This window comes from Mucilaginibacter sp. P1_A3, assembly GCF_056406855.1.
This window is the reverse complement of record NZ_JBFTZJ010000011.1, coordinates 193670-212401: the sequence shown is the minus strand read 5'-3', so window position 1 is coordinate 212401 and position 18732 is coordinate 193670. Positions and strand designations below refer to the sequence as shown.

Genomic DNA, 18732 nt, shown 5'->3' with positions numbered 1-18732 from the left:
ACTTATTTCTTCTCCACGCTCTTTTTTACCCTAAATTTCACAATCCGGGTGATCAACGCTAAGGGCATGGGCTTATCAATCGGAAATTGAACCGAACCCTTTGCTCCCTTGTATGCCGAGAGTTCTTCTTTAAATTCCTCGATGCCGTTGGGGGTTGGGTATAGCCCTATATGATTTTTGAAAGCTGCAAAGTGAATTAAGTTACCCTTAAGCGTGAAAGTAGGCATTCCGTAACTTATTTTTTCTCCTGCCCCGGGGGCCGCTTCTTTAATAGTTGCACGAATTTGCTGCAGGATTTGCTGAACATCAGCTGGGAAATCTGCTATATACTCGTCAATAGTGGTGGCTTTGGCTGTTATCATCTTTTTACATAGAGTTTGGGCTATCTGCCTGGTTTATAATATATAAATATACAAAACCTGCCAAATGCAAAAAAAATATTTGCCAATTAATTCCTGATCCGCAAAAGGGGACTCATTAAAATACCCTTCGCGGATCTATAAAACAAGGTTTGGGTTTATGGCCATGCAAAAATAAATAATAGCTGTCTTTTAGTTCCCTGGGTTGCGTACAAGCACTTTGGCAGGTATTTTATTGCTAAAGAAATTTCTGATGATGGTTATTTTCCCGCTGCGGATAAGATAGCTGATGAATAAGGCGATTAACATAATTTATTATTTAACGATACCTGCAAAACGTTGATAAAAGGCAGTAGGGCTGTCGGCATTTTTGGGCTCATACTTGCCTGCAATAATGGGGATATAAATTACCCTTCTGCGGCTTTCTTCGCCAATTACAGATGACTGGGCTACACGGTGCCATAAGCGGCCGTCATGTATGGTGAGGTCGCCGGCAGTAGGAGTAATGGCAACTTCATTTTCATCCGTGTCATGATCCAAGAAATATTTTTTACGGAAAAGCATCTGGTATAAATTCTGTTGATGAGTTCCGGGTAAAATCCGTAATCCTCCGTTCTCCGGTTTCAGCGTGCTCAGGTGGATACCCACATTAAGCATTGGGTTTAATTTTTGGCCATGGAAAATATCACGCAAGCCATCTGTGTGCCAACCCATTTTGGTAAAGCTGCTTTCGGGGCCGTTTACGTAGTGATTAAAAACCATTCCGTCCTTTTCATCGGTACCCAGGCGGGCGCCTTCGCCAATAAGGTTCAGCAATACCTGGAACCGGGGATCTTTGGAAAATTCATCTAACGCCGCATGGTGTTTGTTAATAAAAGCGAAGCGTTGTACAATAGGCGAGCCATCAACATCTTTACCATATTTAATGGGTACACCGTTTACCTTTTCTACTTTATTAGTAATCCAGTTTTGCTGAACCTGTTCTGATGCCTGAATGATATTAGCTACTGTTTCGGGTTTAATAAAATTTGTAAAGTGTATAAAACCGTGCTGGTTAAAAAAAGCTTGTTGTTCGGGCGTAATTGCTGAGCCTAAAGTGAATTTTTGATATGAGCCTGCCATGAAAAAGAAGAATTAAAATGCTTGGAAATGAGTGCGAAAAACCAGGAACTGCTTTAAACAGTTTTTAAAATAAGGAGATGATCCTTGGGGAAATTAACAACAACAGCTGCACATGACCCTTTGGGAGAAGGGCATTCGCATGGAGCATGCAAACGGTATGTGTTGTTGATTAATCAATGTATATAATGTCTATGTATTTAATAGACTATACAAAAGTATGTAATTTGTTGAACCAAACAAATTTTTATGAAAATATTTTTTTAACGTTTGTACAGGCCGGCGGTAACACGCTCAATAATCCCTTTTGGGCTGTGCCTTGCAGCCGCAGCCGATAGCATATTTAAAAAGCCCGGAACAATCTCGGCCTTTTTACTGAACATGCCACTGATGCCTATGGCGGCAACATCATCGGGTGTCATATTGAATTTGGCTGCCAGATCGGCCAGCGCGTCCATACCTGCACGATGGGCAAAGCCTGTATCGGTAGGGCCAGGGCACAGGCAGCTTACCGATACAGCAGTATCTTTTAACTCATAGCGTAAAGCCCGGCTAAATGATAGTACAAACGATTTTGACGCCGCATAAACCGCCAGCGTAGGCACCCCCTGGTAGGCCGCAGTGCTGGCAACATTTAATATATAAGCTTGCTTTTGCGCTTTTAAAACCGGGAGTAAATGATAACATAACTCAACCACTGCATCTATATTAACCTTTATCATGCTCATCTGCCCGGCCAGGGCCAATTCATCAAAGTTACCCCAAAGACCATAGCCGGCATTATTTATAAGTATGGATATAGGTACCGATAAGCTCCTGCTCCACTCCGTTATCCGGGTAGCAGCACCGGCGGCTGATAGATCGGCTAAAAAATAAGATACTTCCACATGATACTGCGCTTTGATATGAATCGATAAATCTTCCAATTCGTTTGCTGATCGGGCCACCAGCAATAAGTTATAGCCCTTTTTGGCCAGTAATAAAGCTATTGATTTGCCTATGCCTTTACTTGCACCTGTTATTAAAGCGTATTCTTTCATCTAAACAATGTCATATCAAACTAAAAAATCAGATCGATGTTGCAAGTTTAATAAATACTCTACTAAATTTGTAGACTATTTAAAATGTTATTACGTTTGTGCCATATATGAAAAAGGCTTTTCATGATTTTTACCTGGCTGGCTATAATAATTGCCCAAATTATTGTTGTTGTGGATAAACAAATTCCATGTACTGTTTGCTATTCATTTACGTTATAACATTAACCAGATAAAAACCATTTTTCATGATAACTCGTCGTATAACCCCATATTTTAAGGCGTTTATAATCATAAGTTACCTATTATATTGTTTACCCGCTCATGCCCAATTATCAGCAGCGGTGCGTTATAAATTAAAACCGGGCGATACCACAGCCAAAGACTTTTTTGAAAACGATTTTAATATTCCTGTTTTATCGGATGTAAGCAAAGCACCGGCTGCCGCCAATAAAGCGCGAATTAATAACGAAGCTGATGTAAACCTCATTGAAGGTATGGAAACCCATTTAAGTAACCGCCAGGAAAGAAAAAAACTGATGGGCTACTTAAAAGAGCTTTCGGCGAATAACAATGAGGTAAATTATAATCAATCAAAAGTTAAAGTATATTACAGGCTGGCCAATGTATTTGCAAGGTTGCGTTTGTATCCTTTGGCTATGAAATGTTTTTTTAAAACAATGCAATATGCAAAGGGCAAACAGGCAAATAATAACCCGGCGCCATTGCAGTATTCAGCTGATTCGCTGGCAGCCGATAGTGTGAGTAAAGATTCTACCTTAAATACCAATTATTTATCCATCAACACAAAGGATGATTCTGTATTTATCAATGCACCCGGCCCCGTTGGTTTAAAAGATAAAACCGAAGAAAAGAGCAAAGCGATAACTTATGACCGCATCATCAATACATTTAACGATGGCAAAAAGGCTGCCGCATATGCATTGCTTTTCCATGTAAAGCAACCGATACCGGGCAAGCCCAAAGTATTTGCTTTTACCAATACGGGGCATACTTTTATTACGCTTATTAAGTACAATACCGATTCAACGTCGGTTTCCATCTCTTTTGGATTTTATCCACAAAAAGACAACCTGTTTTCGGCGACTCCATTGGATCCTTCCTGCTCTGGAACGTTTAAAAATGATTGCGGGCACAGGTGGGATGAAGTGATGGGTAAATTTATTTCCAAAAAGAGATTTGAAAAGATCCTGCTGCTCACCAAACGTTATGATGGCCTGGAGTATCATCTATCCAAAAACAACTGTACCGATTTTGCTATTAAAGCAGCCTCCTACGCCGGGTTTGGCGTATCAAACAGCAAAGGCAGCTGGCCTTTGGGGCATGGCAATAACCCCGCTGTTACAGGCCAGAGCATTATAGCAGGAGGTGTTTATGACGACGACAGCAAGGCCGATTTATTCATTAATTTTGACGAGGTACTAAATAAAAGCAAATAAGTTGCAGCAATGATATTTACCTTGTCAATTTGGGGGGCACCTACGGAGCAAGCTTGTTTTTGTTAAAAATTGCTACAAACAGGTAGCTCCTGACGGAACATATTTACTTGCAATACATTGTGTGCTTTTGGGAGTGAGTTAAGACGAATTGAAAATACGGTAATTTAAGGGATGAGTATTATTTTACCGTTACTCTTCCTGCTTTCTAAAAAGGTATGTGCCTGTTTGCCATCAGCGAGTTTAAAAACTGTTGGTGGCGAGATAGTAATTTCATTATTGCTAATCCAGTTAAATAGCTGGCTGGCCCTCTTTATTCTTTCCTTTTTTGACGTTAGGTAGCTCCAAAGGTCGCCGCCAGTGAGTGTTTTTGAGGTATCCATCAGCATCCTTGGATCTACAAATGCCGGGTCGCCGCCGGCCATGCCAAAAAATACTACCTGCCCGCAGTTTCTTACTACCTCAAAGCTATCCTGTAAAGTGCTGCCAATGCTATCGTAAACCACGTCAACGCCATTGCTGCAAAATGATAAAACTTCTGTTTTCCAATCATCCTGGTACAAAAACACTTTGTCAACGCCGTTTTGTAAGGCTATTGCTGCCTTTTCTGCAGATGAGGTTAGCCCTATTGTTTTTGCGCCCAAAAGTTTACTTATCTGGGTTAGCAATTGCCCCACACCGCCGGCACAGGCATGGATAAGCACAATATCCCCCGTTTTGGTTTGGTGGCTATCTGTAGCCAGGTACTGCGCGGTAAGGCCCTGCAATAAAACCGATGCAGCAGTTTCAAAACTTATGTTTGCCGGTAAAGGAATGGCATGATCAACAGGAACGGCTACCATTTTGGCATTTGCAAAAGGCACATCGGCAAAGCCAATTCTATCGCCAATTTTAAAATCGGGGTTGTTGTTGGCGTTGATTACCACACCAGCACCCTCATACCCCGCTATAAAAGGAGGGGTACCCTTTAGATGATAATTGCCTTTTCGGCGATAAACATCTGCAAAATTTAAGCCGATGGCTTTCATTTCAACCAGTAACTCTCCGGGTTGTAATACGGGTGTTGGAATGTCAATGTATTCAAGTACTTCCGGGCCGCCAAAAGTTGAAAATGTTAAAGCTTTCATTTATTGCAGATAATTTTAAGATTTGGTAAAAGTAGGAAATCAACCGGGAACCTGTGTTTCCCTGGAATCAGGGTGATGTAAAAATCATGATCCTATAAAAGCTGGGCCCTTTAAATAAACAAAGCGGCAGGTAATTTACCCGCCGCTTTGTTATCATATAAATTAAACCTGCTTAAGTTGATTATTTATAATCAGGATTTTGAACCAATACGCCACCACTTTTATCAATTTCTGTTTGTGGCAGTGGCCATTTGTAAAATTTATTTTCAAAATGGTAAGGGATCAGGCTATCCTTTACTTTATTTAACACATCATCCGCAATGTGCCACCTCATTAAATCATAATGACGTAAGCCTTCAAAAGCGAGCTCAACGCGGCGCTCATGTCTTATCCTTTCGCGCATTTGCTCTTTGGTATATCCGGCCGGGTAAGCGGGCATAGTTACACGGGCACGCAAATCTGTCATCGCTTTATAAACGGTTGCATCCGGACCGGCAATTTCGTTTTGCGCTTCGGCATACATCAGCATCACTTCTCCTAAACGTAATACAATGGCATCCTGGCCGCTAAGTGTCGAAAACCCGAATGGAAGATTGGCTGGGTCAAGAAATTTTAGCACGCCATAGCCTGTAGGACGAGGGTTTGACGGGTTATGTACTTTACCTCCGCCAAAATCAGGATGATCAACATATACTGTTTTGGCTAATCTTGGGTCGCGGTTGTTAAAGGGCTTTTTTGTATCGGTAAGAGGCGAAGTACCATAAGGTAAACCATCGGTACACTCAAACGTATTAACAAAGTTAGGCAGCGGGCTTGCTGAGCACCAGTCGCCATAATCCCTGTCCCAGTAGGCTAAATTGTTAGGCGCCAAAAAATTAATAGAGAAAATGGTTTCTGTATTGTTTTTCTGTGTGGCATCCCTGAAATTGTCCTCAAAGTTTTTAGTTAAGGTGTATTGCGACATAATATCCTTACAAAGATCCCTTACCTGCGTTAGCGTTGCCACATCAGGCGTACCTGTAGTGCCATAAGCCGCAAATAAAAGTACGCGGGCTTTTAATGCCTTGGCCGATGATGAAGCCGCATGCCCTCCGTTTGAAAAATATGGAGCGGTATTAAGGTTTGCAATACTGTAATCAAGATCTGTTGTTATTTGAGTCAGTATCTTAGCTGCAGCTACTTTAGGCTGTTTTTGGGTAGCCAGGGTAAGCGGCTCTAAAACCAGGGGAACATCACCATAAATGGTGTATAACTGGTAGTAAAAAAATGCTCTTATAAACCTTACTTCGCCCTCATAGGCCTTTCTGTCGGCATCTGCAATATCAGATCCTTTGTAGTTAGCCAGGTTTTGTATAAATAAATTTACCCTTCCAATACCAACATAGCTGTCTTTGTAAATACCGGTTTCATAGCCGCCGGTGGTAGGATTTAAGTTACCCTGATCAACATCATTAACGCTGCCCGAGTTAAACTGCGCATAACCATTATCGGTAAGGCAATCACGAATGGGAAGTTCCTCGGCAAATTCATTGTTTTGCAGAGACGCGTAAACTGCGGCAAGGGCTTTGTCAAAGTCGCTTTTTGATTTATAAAAGGTAGATGTGGATATCTGGTCCAGCGGATTCAGATCCAGTGTTTTTTTACATGCACCTAAAAACAGTGATGTAATTAATATAGTTGCTATAATTCGATTTTTCATGTGGACTGATTAAAAGGAAACGTTTACACCAAAAGAGTATATTTTATTTTGCGGGTACTGCACTAAATCACCGCTTCCATAACGTTCAGGATCAAGACCCTTAAATTTGGTTATGGTAAATAAGTTATCGCCGGCAAAGTAAACCCTTAACCTGTCAATACCTATGCTCTTGGTCAGCTTAGATGGCAGTGTATAGCCAAATACTAAATTTTTAAGCCTTAAGTATGATGCATCCTGTAAAAAGAAAGTTGATGGGCGGGTGAGTTTTTGCGGAGCGCTCCATCCCCAGTAAATACGAGGCATAGTGGTTGATGGGTGTTCAGGAGTCCATCTGTTCAACCAGTCGGTTGTTGGTGGCGTGCCTTGTACAAACGGAATTACGCCCCAGTTAGATACGTATGATTTACTACCGTAAACACCTTGCATCATAGCCGAAAAGTCAAATCCTTTAAAGCTTGCCGATAGGTTAAACGAGTAATTTAATTTAGGGTATACGCCGCTTATAATGGTTCTGTCATCACTGTTGATCTTGCCATCGCCATTAACATCTTTATATTTCAAGTCGCCCGGTAAGGTGCTATCGTTAAATTGTTTAGGCGAACTGTTTACCTCGGCAGTTGACTGAAAAATTCCTGCAACCTGCAGCATATAAAAAGAGCTTATAGGCTGTCCGTTTTTATTAGTGGTATAATCAAAAATGTCTTGCTGACCGTATTTTACCAGTTTGTTATTAAAGTGATCTAAATTAACTCCTAAGCCATAGGTGAAGCCGCTTAATGATCCTTCATGAATCATGTTGCTGTAGTTTAAGCCAAGCTCAACTCCGGTATTATCAACAACACCATCGTTAATAGTTGGTGCGCTTAAGCCCACAATGGCGGTAACCTGTGATTGCCTTAAGATATCAATTGTTCTTTTCTTGTACCAATCAAAAGTTACATTGAAGTTTTTGAAAAGTGCCAGATCCAGGCCAATATCTGTCATGGTAGTAGTTTCCCACTTAATATCGGGATTGTTTAATGATTGTTGGGCTACGCCGGTTGTTAAGGCGGAGTTATCAAAAGAGTAATTCCCAGTCAGGTTTAATAATGCCTGGTATGGGTAATTTACTGTATACCCACCTATTACAATGTTTTGGTTACCCAGCTTTCCCCATGAACCTCTTAACTTAAAGTTATCCAACCAGGTTAAATTCATGGCCTTTACAAAAGGCTCTTCTGATGCGCGCCAGCCTCCGGAAAATGATGGGAATACACCCCATTTGTTATTACCGGCAAATTTTGAGCTGCCATCATAACGGATATTGCCTTCTAACAAATAACGCTCTTTGTAGTTATAATTTACACGACCAAAGTATGACATTAGCGCCCATTGGTTTGCTGTACCGCTGGCTCTTTGAATGTCCTGTCCGCCGGCGTTCAGTTCCCTTAAATCCTCATCAGGGAAATTCTGACGGTAACCCTGCAGGTATGAATATTTACTTTGCTCAACACTGTAACCAGCCTGCGCTTTAATGCTGTGCCCGTTAAAGTTATGGTTGTAATTCAAGTAACTGTACAAGTTTGAGTAAACAGTTTGTTCGTCTTGGTCGGTTAACCCCTTACCTAAGTCTAAAGATGTAGAGAGCGTGTTGGTTTTGAAATTATATAGATCAAGGGTTGATTTATAATCCTTGTACTTATCCATATTAACATTTACAGCTCCCTTAGTATACCATGAAAAATCCTTGGTGAACTGTACTTCAAACCAGCCTTGAGCATTAACGGCGTAATCGTTTGTATTGTGGGTGAAGCTATTGTCAAGTACAGCTATAGGGTTTTTGTTGTTGTATTCATAATCATAAGCCTTATAGGTAAAGTGCCCGCTTCCATCGGTAAGGTATGGTCCGTAGGTAGGCGCTTGTGACATGGCTGAAAGGAATAAATCTTTTGAGCCACCTGCAGCAGATTCTGTGGTGCCGGATTTTAATAAAATATTAGTTCCGAATTTGATATGATCGTTAATTTTTGAGGTTAGATTGATACGACCAGTATATTTTTTATAATTGAAACCCCTGATAATACCATTCTGATCAACATAACCTAATGATATGTTATAGGTGGTTTTTTCATTTCCACCACTAAAGGTTAGGTTATGATTTTGTGTTGGAGCCGTTTTAAAAATAAGACTTAACCAATCGGTATTAGGATAATGAACACGATCTGAACTGTTACGGTAAAGATCTATCTGATCCTGCGGATAAAGACCATATAGTTTGGTTGGATCGTTAGGGTCATTTAAACCAGTATTGATACGGGCCTCATTATACAATTCCATGTATTGAGCAGAGTTGGTTATCAGTTTAAAAAGCTTGGTTGGCTTGTATATGCCAACATTGCCATCGTACTGAACTTTCATTTGGCCTGCTTTGCCTTGTTTGGTGGTAATTAATACTACCCCGTTTGCAGCCCTTGAACCATATATTGATGCGGAAGCCGCATCTTTAAGAACGGATACATTATCAATATCCGTAGGATTAATATCACTAAAACTACCCGGAACACCATCTACTAAAACCAACGGTGCTGATCCGGCGCCACTAAAGGTTCCGTTTCCCCTGATCTGTATGGATACACTTTCGTTACCCGGTTCGCCCGAGCCCTGGCTCACCTGTACGCCGGGTATAGTTCCCTGCAACATCGAAGCCGGATTTATAACCGGACGTTTATTAAGATCTTCGCCGCTTACTGTAGAAACAGCACCGGTTAAGTTCACCTTTTTTTGCGTACCGTAACCCACAACAACCACCTCATTAAGTGCAGATGTTTGTTCCTTTAATACCACATCAATTTTAGCCCGGTTGCCAACGGTTATTTCCTGGTTAACAAAACCAATAAAACTAAATACCAAAACGGCTTTACTATCAGGTACACTAAGAGAATATTTACCATCAAGGCCTGTTTGAGTGCCAATCTCAGAGCCTTTTATTTTAATGGTAACACCAGGCAGGGGTAACCCCTTGTTGTCTTTAACCTGGCCTGTAACCGTGATAGCCTGAACAGGGGTTGTTTCCTGTATCTTAGGTGTAACTACGATGGTTGTATTATTGATTACATAAGTAAACGGTTGGTCCTGGAAACATTGTTTTAATGCTTCCTCCAATTCAACGTTTTGTAAATGCACGTTTACAGGCACTGCCAACTTTAGCATTTTGGCATTGTAAAGCACACTAAATCCACTCTGCTTGTGGATCTCTTTTAGTGCTGCAGCCAGGGATGCATTATTTTTGTTCATGCTGATTTTTTGTGCATAGGTAGTGGAGGCACTAACCTGCAGTATGGAAATCAAGCATAAAAAGAACGTCAATTTCATAATCAGAAATAATTTAGATTGGATACGGGGAAGCTCCCTGCATCTAATTGCAGTAGAAATTTTATACATTTGAATGTTAGGTTAAATAATTGGTTATGAGAAAAATGATCATTGGTTTTTACCTGGCAGCTTCACAGCTTAATACCAGGGGCGGTGCGAACGCTCCTGGTTATTATAACAGGTTAACATTATTGGGCAGATATAACTACTTCATAATGATTACCCTCCTTCCTTCAATTTTATAGTGAATAGTACGGGTTAATTGCATATTGTTTAATAACTCATTAATGTTTTTGTACCTGGATATGGTACCACCAAACTCGTTCTGTTGCACATTGTCGCGATACTCAATATCAACATCATACCACCTGCTTACCTGTTTCATCACATTTACAATGCTTTCGTCATGAAATACAAAGAAGCCATTGATCCAAGCCATGTTTTCTTCGGTATCGGCCTTGCTAACTTTAATGGCCGAGCCGTTTTCGCCCGCAGATCCCTGTTGGCCGGGAACCAGCATTACTGCCGAGCTTGCATTTGACATTCTTACAGATCCTTCTAAAAGAGTGGTGGTTATGTTGTTATTATCGCTGTAGGCATTTACGTTAAAATGAGTACCCAATACCTGCACCTGAGTACCGTTAGCTTTTACAATAAATGGTTTTTCTTTATTTTTTGCCACTTCAAAATAAGCTTCGCCGGTTAGTTCAACCTGTCTGTCGGTACCGGTAAATGCCTGCGGAAACCTTAATGATGATGCGGCATTTAACCAAACTTTAGTGCCATCTACCAGCTCAACCTTGTATTGCCCGCCGCGTGGCGTAGTTATGGTATTAAACTCTGGCGCGGCGCTTGCGACAGCTTCGGGGCTGGTTTTTGTAAAATGATATACAAGTACGCCATTAGCTGTTTTACTTACCTTGATCCCGGTTTTAGCGGCAATTTCACCGTTTTTAGCATCATCCAAAATAATATTTGCGCCATTGGCCAGGGTGAGGTAGGCTTTGTTACTGCCCGGTACAATTTGTTGTTGCTTGTTTTTTGCTAAGCCGGTAACTGCCTGTTGTTTTGGTTTTTCACCTTTTATAAAAAACAAGCCCGCAAATAAAGCTATCAGTAAAACAGCTGCTGCCGCCATCCAACGGTAATTGGCTTTTTTACGTGGGGTAATTTCAACAACTTTGCGACTGTCATTTAGTTTTTGCCAAATTCTGTTGCGTACATCCTGTTCATCAACTAAATCATCAGTCCAGTCATCACCCTGCAATTTCATTTCATCGCTGTAACTATCAAGCAATTCCTTTTCTATAGGGGAGCATTGCCCGTTAATGTACTTTTGGTACAAAGCCAGAAACTCGTTTTTGGTTATCATCAGGAATATATATTACAGGTTTATACATTATATGTGTAGGTAACATTTAATCACACACATACTTTTTGTAAATTTTTATTTGCAAAAAGTAAAACATTGAAATATTTCAGGTCTTTTCATACTTTTACCCTACCAATTATGTCTAATTCCCCGCTTAGTGACGCTGAACTTTGGGCTGCTATCCGCCGCAATGACGAAGCAGCTTTTACCGCTCTTTTTGACCGGTACTGGGTAAGGCTTTACAAAACCGCGCTGGTGTACGTTAAAGATCGGGAGGAGAGTGAAGAAATTGTGCACGATGTTTTCCTGAATATCTGGAACCGCAGAAACCTGCTGGAAATTGAGTCATTCCCCAATTTTTTACTTACGGCTATCAGGTACCAGGTATATAACAGGATGAGATCGGCAAAGTCACCCGTTATTTTGGCTCCCGAGGGACTCGAATTAGCGGAGCAGGTAGATAGTAACGCTGGCGAGCGGCATATTATGGTTCAGGAGTTTGAGCAGGAGCTGGATAAATACCTGGTGCAGTTACCCAAACGTTGCCAGGAAATATTTTATATGAGCAGGGTGAGGCAACTCTCCAACCAGGAAATTGCCGGTCAGCTGGGTATCTCAAAACGTACAGTTGAAAACCAGATAACAGTTGCACTTAAGCACCTCAGGATTTGCTTTAAACACATTTCGTCGTTTATTTTAATGATCTACCTGCTTAAATAAATTCAGCCGCTTATCGGCTTTAGCACAGGGCCGCTCTCCGATACATTATTTGCTTTTTTACTATATTCGTTTTTTTTACAATCATCCCTGTATGTAAACAAAGGTATATTAAGGTTTTTTCCCGTAGCGGCTTTAATCATGCCTTGCCTTATGTAATTTAAGGGTAATAAAAGCAATATTTTTTAATGGAGGTTAAATTCAGATTAGGTGAATATAAGGTTCTTATATTCAGGATTTTATTAGGTTATTTTTTTTATTTCATAGGCAGGGTGCTGTTTTTTGCATTTAATGCAAATCTTTTCGCTGTTGATCACCTTTCCTCTATATTAAAACTGTGTTATTACGGAATGGCTTTTGATACAGCCGCGCTATTATATATTAACAGTTTGTTTATTGTATTAAGTATTTTGCCCTTAGCCATTAATACACGGCCCGGTTTCCAAAAAGGGTTAACAATTTTATATTTCATTACAAACCTGCTGGCTTACGCTACCAATTTTGTTGATATTATTTACTACCGTTTTAGCCAGGTTAGATCAACAAAGGCTACGCTTGATGTGCTTGCCGATGAAAATAACAAGAAAGCATTATTTAAACACTTTTCCGGAGCATACTGGTATGTAATTATCATTTTTATATTATGCAGCCTTTGCTGGATATGGTTATATAGTCGCGTAAAAATTAAACCCAACCCGGGGAGAAAACCGGCATCCTATTTTTATTCATCAGTAGCTGCATTCTTAATTGTTCTGGCTTTAGTTATTGGTGGCATACGGGGCGATTTTAGTCACAGCACCAGGCCTATAAACATGATTGATGCCTACAAACACGTAATCATCCCCAACCAGGGCGATATTGTATTAAACACACCTTTTGCCATTTTCAGAACGCTTAGCGCCAACAATTTTAAACTTGAACACTGGACAGACCAAAACTATATTAACGCGAATATTAAGCCTGTAAAACAATACAACAACACCCCCGCTGTAAAGCCTAATGTTGTAGTTATTATATTGGAAAGCATGGCAAGGGAGTATTGGGGAAGTATGAACAGGGGCGCCAATATACCCGATTTTAAATCCTACACTCCTTTTTTAGATTCATTGTCTGATAACAGCTTGATATTCACCAATGCTTACGCCAACGGGCGGCAATCTATTCACGCTATGTCGTCTATTTTGGCTGGTATTCCATCGTTTCAAACCGCCTTTACTTCATCGCCTTATGCAAAGCAACAAATCCAGTCTTTGGTATCTGTTTGCGATACAATGGGCTATCAAACATCGTTTTTTCATGGGGCGGCAAATGGTTCGATGGGTTTCCAGGGTTTCGGCAATATTTTAGGATTTAAAAACTATTACGGCAGAACGGAATATAACAACGATAGAGATTTTGATGGCATTTGGGGTATTTGGGATGAGCCATTTTTCCAGTTCATGGGTAAAACGCTTAGCACCCAGAAACAGCCATTTATGGCTACACTGTTTACCCTATCATCGCATGATCCCGATCAGATTCCGGAAAAATACAAAGCGAGGTTTAAAGGTGGTCCGCTTACTATTGATAAATGTGTACAATATACAGATAACTCGCTGCGGCTGTTTTTTAACTATGCAAAAACGCAGCCCTGGTTCAATAACACCATTTTTGTAATAACTGCCGATCATACCAGTCAAACTTATTATCCTGAATATAGTAAGGCTATTAACCGGTTTGCTGTTCCCATATTGTTTTACAGCGCTAATAAGGCTTATGCTTTAAAAGGTGTGAGGACAGACCTGGCTTCGCAAATGGATATATATCCTTCCATAGTTGATATGATAGGTTATAATAAGCCTTTCAGATCATGGGGCAGAAGCCTGATCACCAATTCCCCGGCCGAAACACCAAGGGTAATCAATTCGCCGGGTAATATATACCAGTTTATGCAGGGTAATTATATTTACTTGTTTGATGGAAAAGTATTTACGGGGATTTTCGCGGCTGCCGATAAAGGGCTCGAAAAGAATTTAATGGGCGGGAAAATTGATTCAGAAATGGATAAGGCAATGCTTGATTGTAAGGCCCTGATCCAGGATTATACAGATCGCATTGTAAATGGAAAGTTGAAGCGGTAAACTACTTCTTCGCCCTGTTTTGCGGGGAGCCATCTAAACGTTATTGATATTATGCTGGTGCTTTCGTTAAAAGTAACAGTAACAAGGGATTAACAAAACCGCGGTTTTGGTGTTGTAGCTTATTATAAAGCTGCCTGTAGGTTGCTTAAAACTAAAATAAGAGCAATTATTATGGCGGTTTCGTTTTTAAAGCACAGGTGGCAAAAAATTGTATTGATCAGTTTGGCGGCGGTGGGTTTATTGGTGCTTGTTGTAGCATTATTCCTGAATAGTTTTTTAACCAGCAAGCTTACCGCAAAATTAAAGGATGCGGTTTTAAAAGGCTCCGATAGTTTATACCATGTAGATTTTAGTAAAGCCGAGCTGCATATTTTTGCGGGGAAGGCCACTTTGTATGATATTACCTTCGGTCCGGATACTGCTGTTTACCATAAGATGCAGGAAAGTGGCGATGCCCCCAATCATCTTTATGAACTGCGCGTAAAGCGACTGGAAATTTCAGGAGCGCACCCGCTGCAAACCTGGTTTAAAAAGAAAATGGATATTGGCCGGATTACGCTGGATAGGCCGGAAATATATATCAGTAAAAACACAGATAAGCCGCACAAAAAGGAGCGGAAGGATAAACGAACCCTCTACCAGAAAATTTCCAACAGTTTTAAAATGATTTATGTAGGTCAAATTAGCCTGGATGCAATCACCTTTACCTATAGAGATAAGAGTGTCCCCAAGCCTTCGGTTTCTGTACTGAAGGAGATGAACCTGCAAGCTACCGACCTGCTGATAGATTCGACAACGCAAACAGATACCTCGAGAACATTATATTGCAGGGACATCGTTACAGAGCTGAAGCATTATACCCAAACTTCTGCCGGGGGCCTGTATAAATATAGAGTGGGATCGATAAAACTATCCACCCGCGAAGCCCGGTTGGATATTGCAGGGATAGACATACAGCCACTAAGCGTAAAGGCATTTTTTGCCAAAAGTAAAAGCGACCGCTTTACCCTGCACCTTGATAAGGTTACCTTTCATCATTTTGATTACCGCAGCTATCGTAGAGCGCAGGACCTCCTGGTATCAAAAATTACTGTTGATAGGGGGGATTTCGAGGTTTTTGCCAACCCCAATGGCCGGCTTCAAACTACCGATAGGCTGGTTACGTTCCCCAACTGGGCTATCCGCCAGGTAAAAGCGGGGCTCAACGTGGATACGCTCGACATTAAAAAGATAGATGTTAGCTACCGCGAGTATAAAGAAAGCTCCGGGAAAGCCGGGGCGGTAAAGTTTGATAATACTACAGGCAGGTTTCTCAACCTCACTAATAAAAAAACTATCCTCAGTCAGCATCCTGTTTGTACGGTTAACCTCAGTACTTATTTTATGGGCAAAGGCAAGCTCGATCTGGCCTTTGGTTTTAATTTAAGCGATGCTGCTTATAGCTACAGTTATAAAGGGCACCTGGGCTCTATGGATATGTTGGCAGCCAACCCGGCGGTTATGCCGCTGGGCCTGGTAAAAATAACATCGGGAAGGGTAAATAGTCTCGACTTTAATATTCACGGCAACAAAAAAAATGCTGCCGGTAAGGTCACATTCCTCTACAACAGCCTAAAGGTGGATTTACTAAAACGCGATGAGGAAAAAGGTTACGCGAAAAAATCGTTGATGTCTCTGCTGGCCAATGCCGTAATACTTAAACAGGATAACCCCGATGAGGGAAAGCCTGTACCGAGGTCGGCCAACTTGGTTTTTATCCGACCGGCAAATTTTCCCTTCTTTAAAACAATATGGCTTACGTTGCTCGATGGACTCAAGTCATGCGTAGGGGTAGGCAAATCGCAGGAAAAAGAAGCCGGTAAGCCAGTTACTGAAAAGGATAAAAAGGAGCGGGAGAAGGCTTTAAAAAAAGCAAGGGAGAAGAAAGAAAAAGAGGAAAAAAAATTCAGGGAGCAGCTTGAAAAAAAGAAGAATTAGAAAATTATACCCAGCGGATATAGCAGTTGGATCTGCATCTGGGAGATGCAAAATATGCGTTTTTACACCTACACGTATTGAAACTTGATCCTGTCATTAGGGAACTCATTACTGTGCTGTATTTTCAATTGCTTTAGTTTATCATCAAAATATTTATAGATCTTTTTCGAGTTTTTTTCGGCTTTCTGTTGATTCTCAAATTCTTTTTCCAGGTACCTGGAAAGGGCAAACAGGGTTCTTGGAAATTCATAAATGGTTATGGTGCCATCGTCTTCCTTTTTTGCCCGTACCCAGTAAGGGTCATTTTTTGTTGATTCACGAATATACACTACATCACTTTGTGCTTCTACCATATTGCAGTATTTAACCAAAGCGTTTAGGGTGCCCGGTATGCCTACCTTAACGTTAACCTTGCCTGGAGGGTAAGCTACAAGATTAGCATCCGGGAAAGAAAAACTAATATCGGCCTTGCCTTTTAAAAGTTTAGCCAGCCTGCCGGTAAAATTCATAAAATAACCCATCGCCAGTATTTCGGCCAGCGACCTTCTGTAATTACGCTTGTTTTCGGCATGGAAAATTATTGCTAGTATTACAGATACTACAAATCCAGACCCAAAAGCCATCCATTTATTGGGGAACGTAATAATGCCATCAAGGAAGCCGCCATAGGTACCAATAGTTGGTATAATGGAAAATATAAAATCCTTAAACGGGAAAAATCTGAAAGTAAAGGTCATGACTATCAGGTTATTAGTTAATAGTAATAATAATGATTAATTAAGTGGTATGCAAAAAATGTTGGAATTTGTTTGAATTACCACAGGCATTTTGTTGAGGAACACCTCATTCACGGCAGTGATGCGGAGCGTAAGGATAATAGCGTACAGGATGCCTGGTTATTAACCTTTTAAAAAAGAAAAGCCCTTCTTTTTTAGGGAAGGGCTCTGGAGCGAAAGACGAGATTCGAACTCGCGACCCCGACCTTGGCAAGGTCGTGCTCTACCAACTGAGCTACTTTCGCGTTGGTGTTTCCTGTTTCGAGTTGCGTTGCGGTTAACCGTGTGCCTATCTCGTTTTCGGGAGCGCAAATATAAAAAGAATTGAATACTCTGCAAGTGAAAAATACACTAACCATCTGCTTAATTTAAATTATAGGCCGGAAAGCGAATAATAAGGCTCTTATTTAAGTATCACCTTGGCTCAATTTGCGGCGCGTTGGGTGAAATTATTGGGAAGATATTTAAATGACAAATAAATTATATAAAGTCTATGTGTTTAGTAGAATATATTATATATTTGCTGACGAAATAAGTTCTTTAATTTTAATTATCAAGAAAGACTGAGGGAAAGGCCCTATGATGTCTTAGCAACCTGTAAGCCCATTGTTATAAAGGTGCTAATTCCTGTCCGCTATAAAAGGTGGAGAAGATAATATTCGCAAAATTATTGCACAGCCCATGGCTGATCATTATCTCCCTTTCTCTCTGAAATCCTGTTTAATTAAAATACTTAAAAATTTATGCCTGCTAAAAGCAGCATTAAAATTGACAACTATGAATATTAAACATTTACTCATTACCTGTTCGTTTCTGATAAGCGCCATGTTTGCCGGCGCGCAAACTGCAAAACCAACTGATCCTGCATCTATTGATCGTGGCTATATTGTAAAAGTTGGCGACCAGGCACCTGCAGATTTTGAACTGCAACTTGCCGATGGCACCAAAACCTCCTTAAAAGAGCTGCGCGGCAAAGTTGTTATTTTGCAATTTACAGCCAGCTGGTGCAGTGTATGCCGCGAAGAAATGCCCCACCTTGAAAAGGACGTATGGCAGGCTTATAAAGACAAAGGCCTGATTCTGATAGGCGTAGATCGCGATGAACCCCTTGAAAAGGTAAAGAAATTTCACCAGGAAATGAATATCAGCTATCCGCTGGCGCTTGATCCCGGAGCCGATATTTTTGGCCGGTTCGCCAACAAAAAAAGCGGCGTAACGCGTAATGTTATTATTGATAAGGATGGTAAAATAGTTTACCTCACCCGTTTGTATGATACCCAGGAATTTGCATCGATGCTAAAAGCTGTAGATGCGCTGGTTAATAATAAAACTGCATCTGTTAATTAAAAATACCGGGCAATTACGGAGTAAGTTGCTTGCAATTATTTATCCCGGTTGCTTTTTCTATAAGTCAATATCTTAATGTTATGAAAACAACAGCTACCTTTTTTCACGCCAACTATTCTTCTGATGCTACGCTGTTTACCTGCAATTCTTTCCATGGCTGTATGCAAAGCATGCGTTGTTGATGCTAACCCAACCGCAATGGTTATTTAATGAGTGTGCTTGCTGCAGCTTGTTATCTTTTAAATAACCACAAAGCAAAAATTAATTCTTTACA

General features: G+C 40.7%; 13 protein-coding genes, 1 tRNA gene and 1 riboswitch. Of the genes, 5 read left to right on the top strand and 9 right to left on the bottom strand.

Annotated elements, in window-relative coordinates:
• Positions 1-2 precede the first annotated feature (2 nt).
• From AC1D0K_RS23610 to AC1D0K_RS23600, 3 genes are all read right to left on the bottom strand, one after another.
• The gene (locus tag AC1D0K_RS23610) at positions 3-362 is read right to left on the bottom strand and encodes an iron chaperone (RefSeq protein ID WP_477398547.1); all 360 of its coding nucleotides are present in this window, start codon (positions 360-362) and stop codon (positions 3-5) included.
• Between the two features lie 312 nt (positions 363-674).
• Complete coding sequence (locus tag AC1D0K_RS23605; protein WP_477398545.1) at positions 675-1481, bottom strand: phytanoyl-CoA dioxygenase family protein; 807 nt, start codon at positions 1479-1481, stop codon at positions 675-677.
• 260 nt (positions 1482-1741) lie between these two features.
• A complete protein-coding gene (locus AC1D0K_RS23600) occupies positions 1742-2518 on the bottom strand; it encodes an SDR family NAD(P)-dependent oxidoreductase (protein WP_477398543.1) in 777 nt (258 codons plus the stop codon).
• A 245-nt stretch (positions 2519-2763) separates the two neighbouring features.
• Here AC1D0K_RS23600 and AC1D0K_RS23595 point away from each other — a divergent pair, with 245 nt between their 5' ends.
• Positions 2764-3975 carry a hypothetical protein gene (locus tag AC1D0K_RS23595; protein ID WP_477398541.1) on the top strand — a complete coding sequence of 404 codons (1212 nt, stop codon included), beginning with the start codon at positions 2764-2766 and terminating at the stop codon, positions 3973-3975.
• A gap of 164 nt (positions 3976-4139) precedes the next feature.
• Here AC1D0K_RS23595 and AC1D0K_RS23590 read toward each other — a convergent pair whose 3' ends face one another.
• The 4 genes from AC1D0K_RS23590 to AC1D0K_RS23575 all read right to left on the bottom strand — a co-directional run bounded on the left by AC1D0K_RS23590 (position 4140) and on the right by AC1D0K_RS23575 (position 11521).
• On the bottom strand, positions 4140-5099 hold the full coding sequence (locus AC1D0K_RS23590; protein ID WP_477398539.1) for a quinone oxidoreductase family protein: 960 nt from the start codon (positions 5097-5099) through the stop codon (positions 4140-4142).
• A 181-nt stretch (positions 5100-5280) separates the two neighbouring features.
• Entirely contained in the window at positions 5281-6798 is a 1518-nt protein-coding gene (locus tag AC1D0K_RS23585; protein ID WP_477442692.1) for a RagB/SusD family nutrient uptake outer membrane protein, read from the bottom strand.
• A gap of 9 nt (positions 6799-6807) precedes the next feature.
• Positions 6808-10071 (bottom strand): TonB-dependent receptor, encoded by a 3264-nt coding sequence (locus AC1D0K_RS23580; protein ID WP_477442690.1) that lies wholly within the window; start codon positions 10069-10071, stop codon positions 6808-6810.
• Positions 10072-10354: 283 nt separating this feature from the next.
• Positions 10355-11521 (bottom strand): FecR family protein, encoded by a 1167-nt coding sequence (locus AC1D0K_RS23575; protein WP_477397939.1) that lies wholly within the window; start codon positions 11519-11521, stop codon positions 10355-10357.
• Positions 11522-11659: 138 nt separating this feature from the next.
• On the opposite strand from AC1D0K_RS23575, the gene AC1D0K_RS23570 reads away from it, so the two are divergent.
• The 3 genes from AC1D0K_RS23570 (at position 11660) to AC1D0K_RS23560 (ending at position 16335) form a co-directional block, all read left to right on the top strand.
• Positions 11660-12241, top strand: a complete 582-nt coding sequence (locus AC1D0K_RS23570) for an RNA polymerase sigma factor (RefSeq protein ID WP_477397941.1) — start codon at positions 11660-11662, stop codon at positions 12239-12241.
• Between the two features lie 347 nt (positions 12242-12588).
• Positions 12589-14358 carry an LTA synthase family protein gene (locus tag AC1D0K_RS23565; protein ID WP_477397943.1) on the top strand — a complete coding sequence of 590 codons (1770 nt, stop codon included), beginning with the start codon at positions 12589-12591 and terminating at the stop codon, positions 14356-14358.
• A gap of 171 nt (positions 14359-14529) precedes the next feature.
• Complete coding sequence (locus AC1D0K_RS23560; RefSeq protein ID WP_477397945.1) at positions 14530-16335, top strand: AsmA family protein; 1806 nt, start codon at positions 14530-14532, stop codon at positions 16333-16335.
• A gap of 68 nt (positions 16336-16403) precedes the next feature.
• Here AC1D0K_RS23560 and AC1D0K_RS23555 read toward each other — a convergent pair whose 3' ends face one another.
• On the bottom strand, positions 16404-17072 hold the full coding sequence (locus AC1D0K_RS23555; RefSeq protein WP_477397947.1) for an STING domain-containing protein: 669 nt from the start codon (positions 17070-17072) through the stop codon (positions 16404-16406).
• A gap of 208 nt (positions 17073-17280) precedes the next feature.
• Positions 17281-17356 (bottom strand) — tRNA-Gly (locus tag AC1D0K_RS23550).
• 302 nt (positions 17357-17658) lie between these two features.
• A riboswitch (SAM riboswitch) is annotated at positions 17659-17770 on the top strand.
• 118 nt (positions 17771-17888) lie between these two features.
• Here AC1D0K_RS23550 and AC1D0K_RS23545 point away from each other — a divergent pair.
• Positions 17889-18458, top strand: coding sequence for a TlpA family protein disulfide reductase (locus AC1D0K_RS23545; RefSeq protein WP_477397949.1), 570 nt, complete (start codon positions 17889-17891; stop codon positions 18456-18458).
• Positions 18459-18732 lie beyond the last annotated feature (274 nt).

Bases quoted from the DNA above. Each gene is read 5' to 3' on its own strand.
- AC1D0K_RS23610 (WP_477398547.1), bottom strand. From the start codon at position 362: ATGATAACAGCCAAAGCCACCACTATTGACGAGTATATAGCAGATTTC.
- AC1D0K_RS23605 (WP_477398545.1), bottom strand. From the start codon at position 1,481: ATGGCAGGCTCATATCAAAAATTCACTTTAGGCTCAGCAATTACGCCC.
- AC1D0K_RS23600 (WP_477398543.1), bottom strand. From the start codon at position 2,518: ATGAAAGAATACGCTTTAATAACAGGTGCAAGTAAAGGCATAGGCAAA.
- AC1D0K_RS23595 (WP_477398541.1), top strand. From the start codon at position 2,764: ATGATAACTCGTCGTATAACCCCATATTTTAAGGCGTTTATAATCATA.
- AC1D0K_RS23590 (WP_477398539.1), bottom strand. From the start codon at position 5,099: ATGAAAGCTTTAACATTTTCAACTTTTGGCGGCCCGGAAGTACTTGAA.
- AC1D0K_RS23585 (WP_477442692.1), bottom strand. From the start codon at position 6,798: ATGAAAAATCGAATTATAGCAACTATATTAATTACATCACTGTTTTTA.
- AC1D0K_RS23580 (WP_477442690.1), bottom strand. From the start codon at position 10,071: ATGAACAAAAATAATGCATCCCTGGCTGCAGCACTAAAAGAGATCCAC.
- AC1D0K_RS23575 (WP_477397939.1), bottom strand. From the start codon at position 11,521: ATGATAACCAAAAACGAGTTTCTGGCTTTGTACCAAAAGTACATTAAC.
- AC1D0K_RS23570 (WP_477397941.1), top strand. From the start codon at position 11,660: ATGTCTAATTCCCCGCTTAGTGACGCTGAACTTTGGGCTGCTATCCGC.
- AC1D0K_RS23565 (WP_477397943.1), top strand. From the start codon at position 12,589: ATGGCTTTTGATACAGCCGCGCTATTATATATTAACAGTTTGTTTATT.
- AC1D0K_RS23560 (WP_477397945.1), top strand. From the start codon at position 14,530: ATGGCGGTTTCGTTTTTAAAGCACAGGTGGCAAAAAATTGTATTGATC.
- AC1D0K_RS23555 (WP_477397947.1), bottom strand. From the start codon at position 17,072: ATGACCTTTACTTTCAGATTTTTCCCGTTTAAGGATTTTATATTTTCC.
- AC1D0K_RS23545 (WP_477397949.1), top strand. From the start codon at position 17,889: ATGAATATTAAACATTTACTCATTACCTGTTCGTTTCTGATAAGCGCC.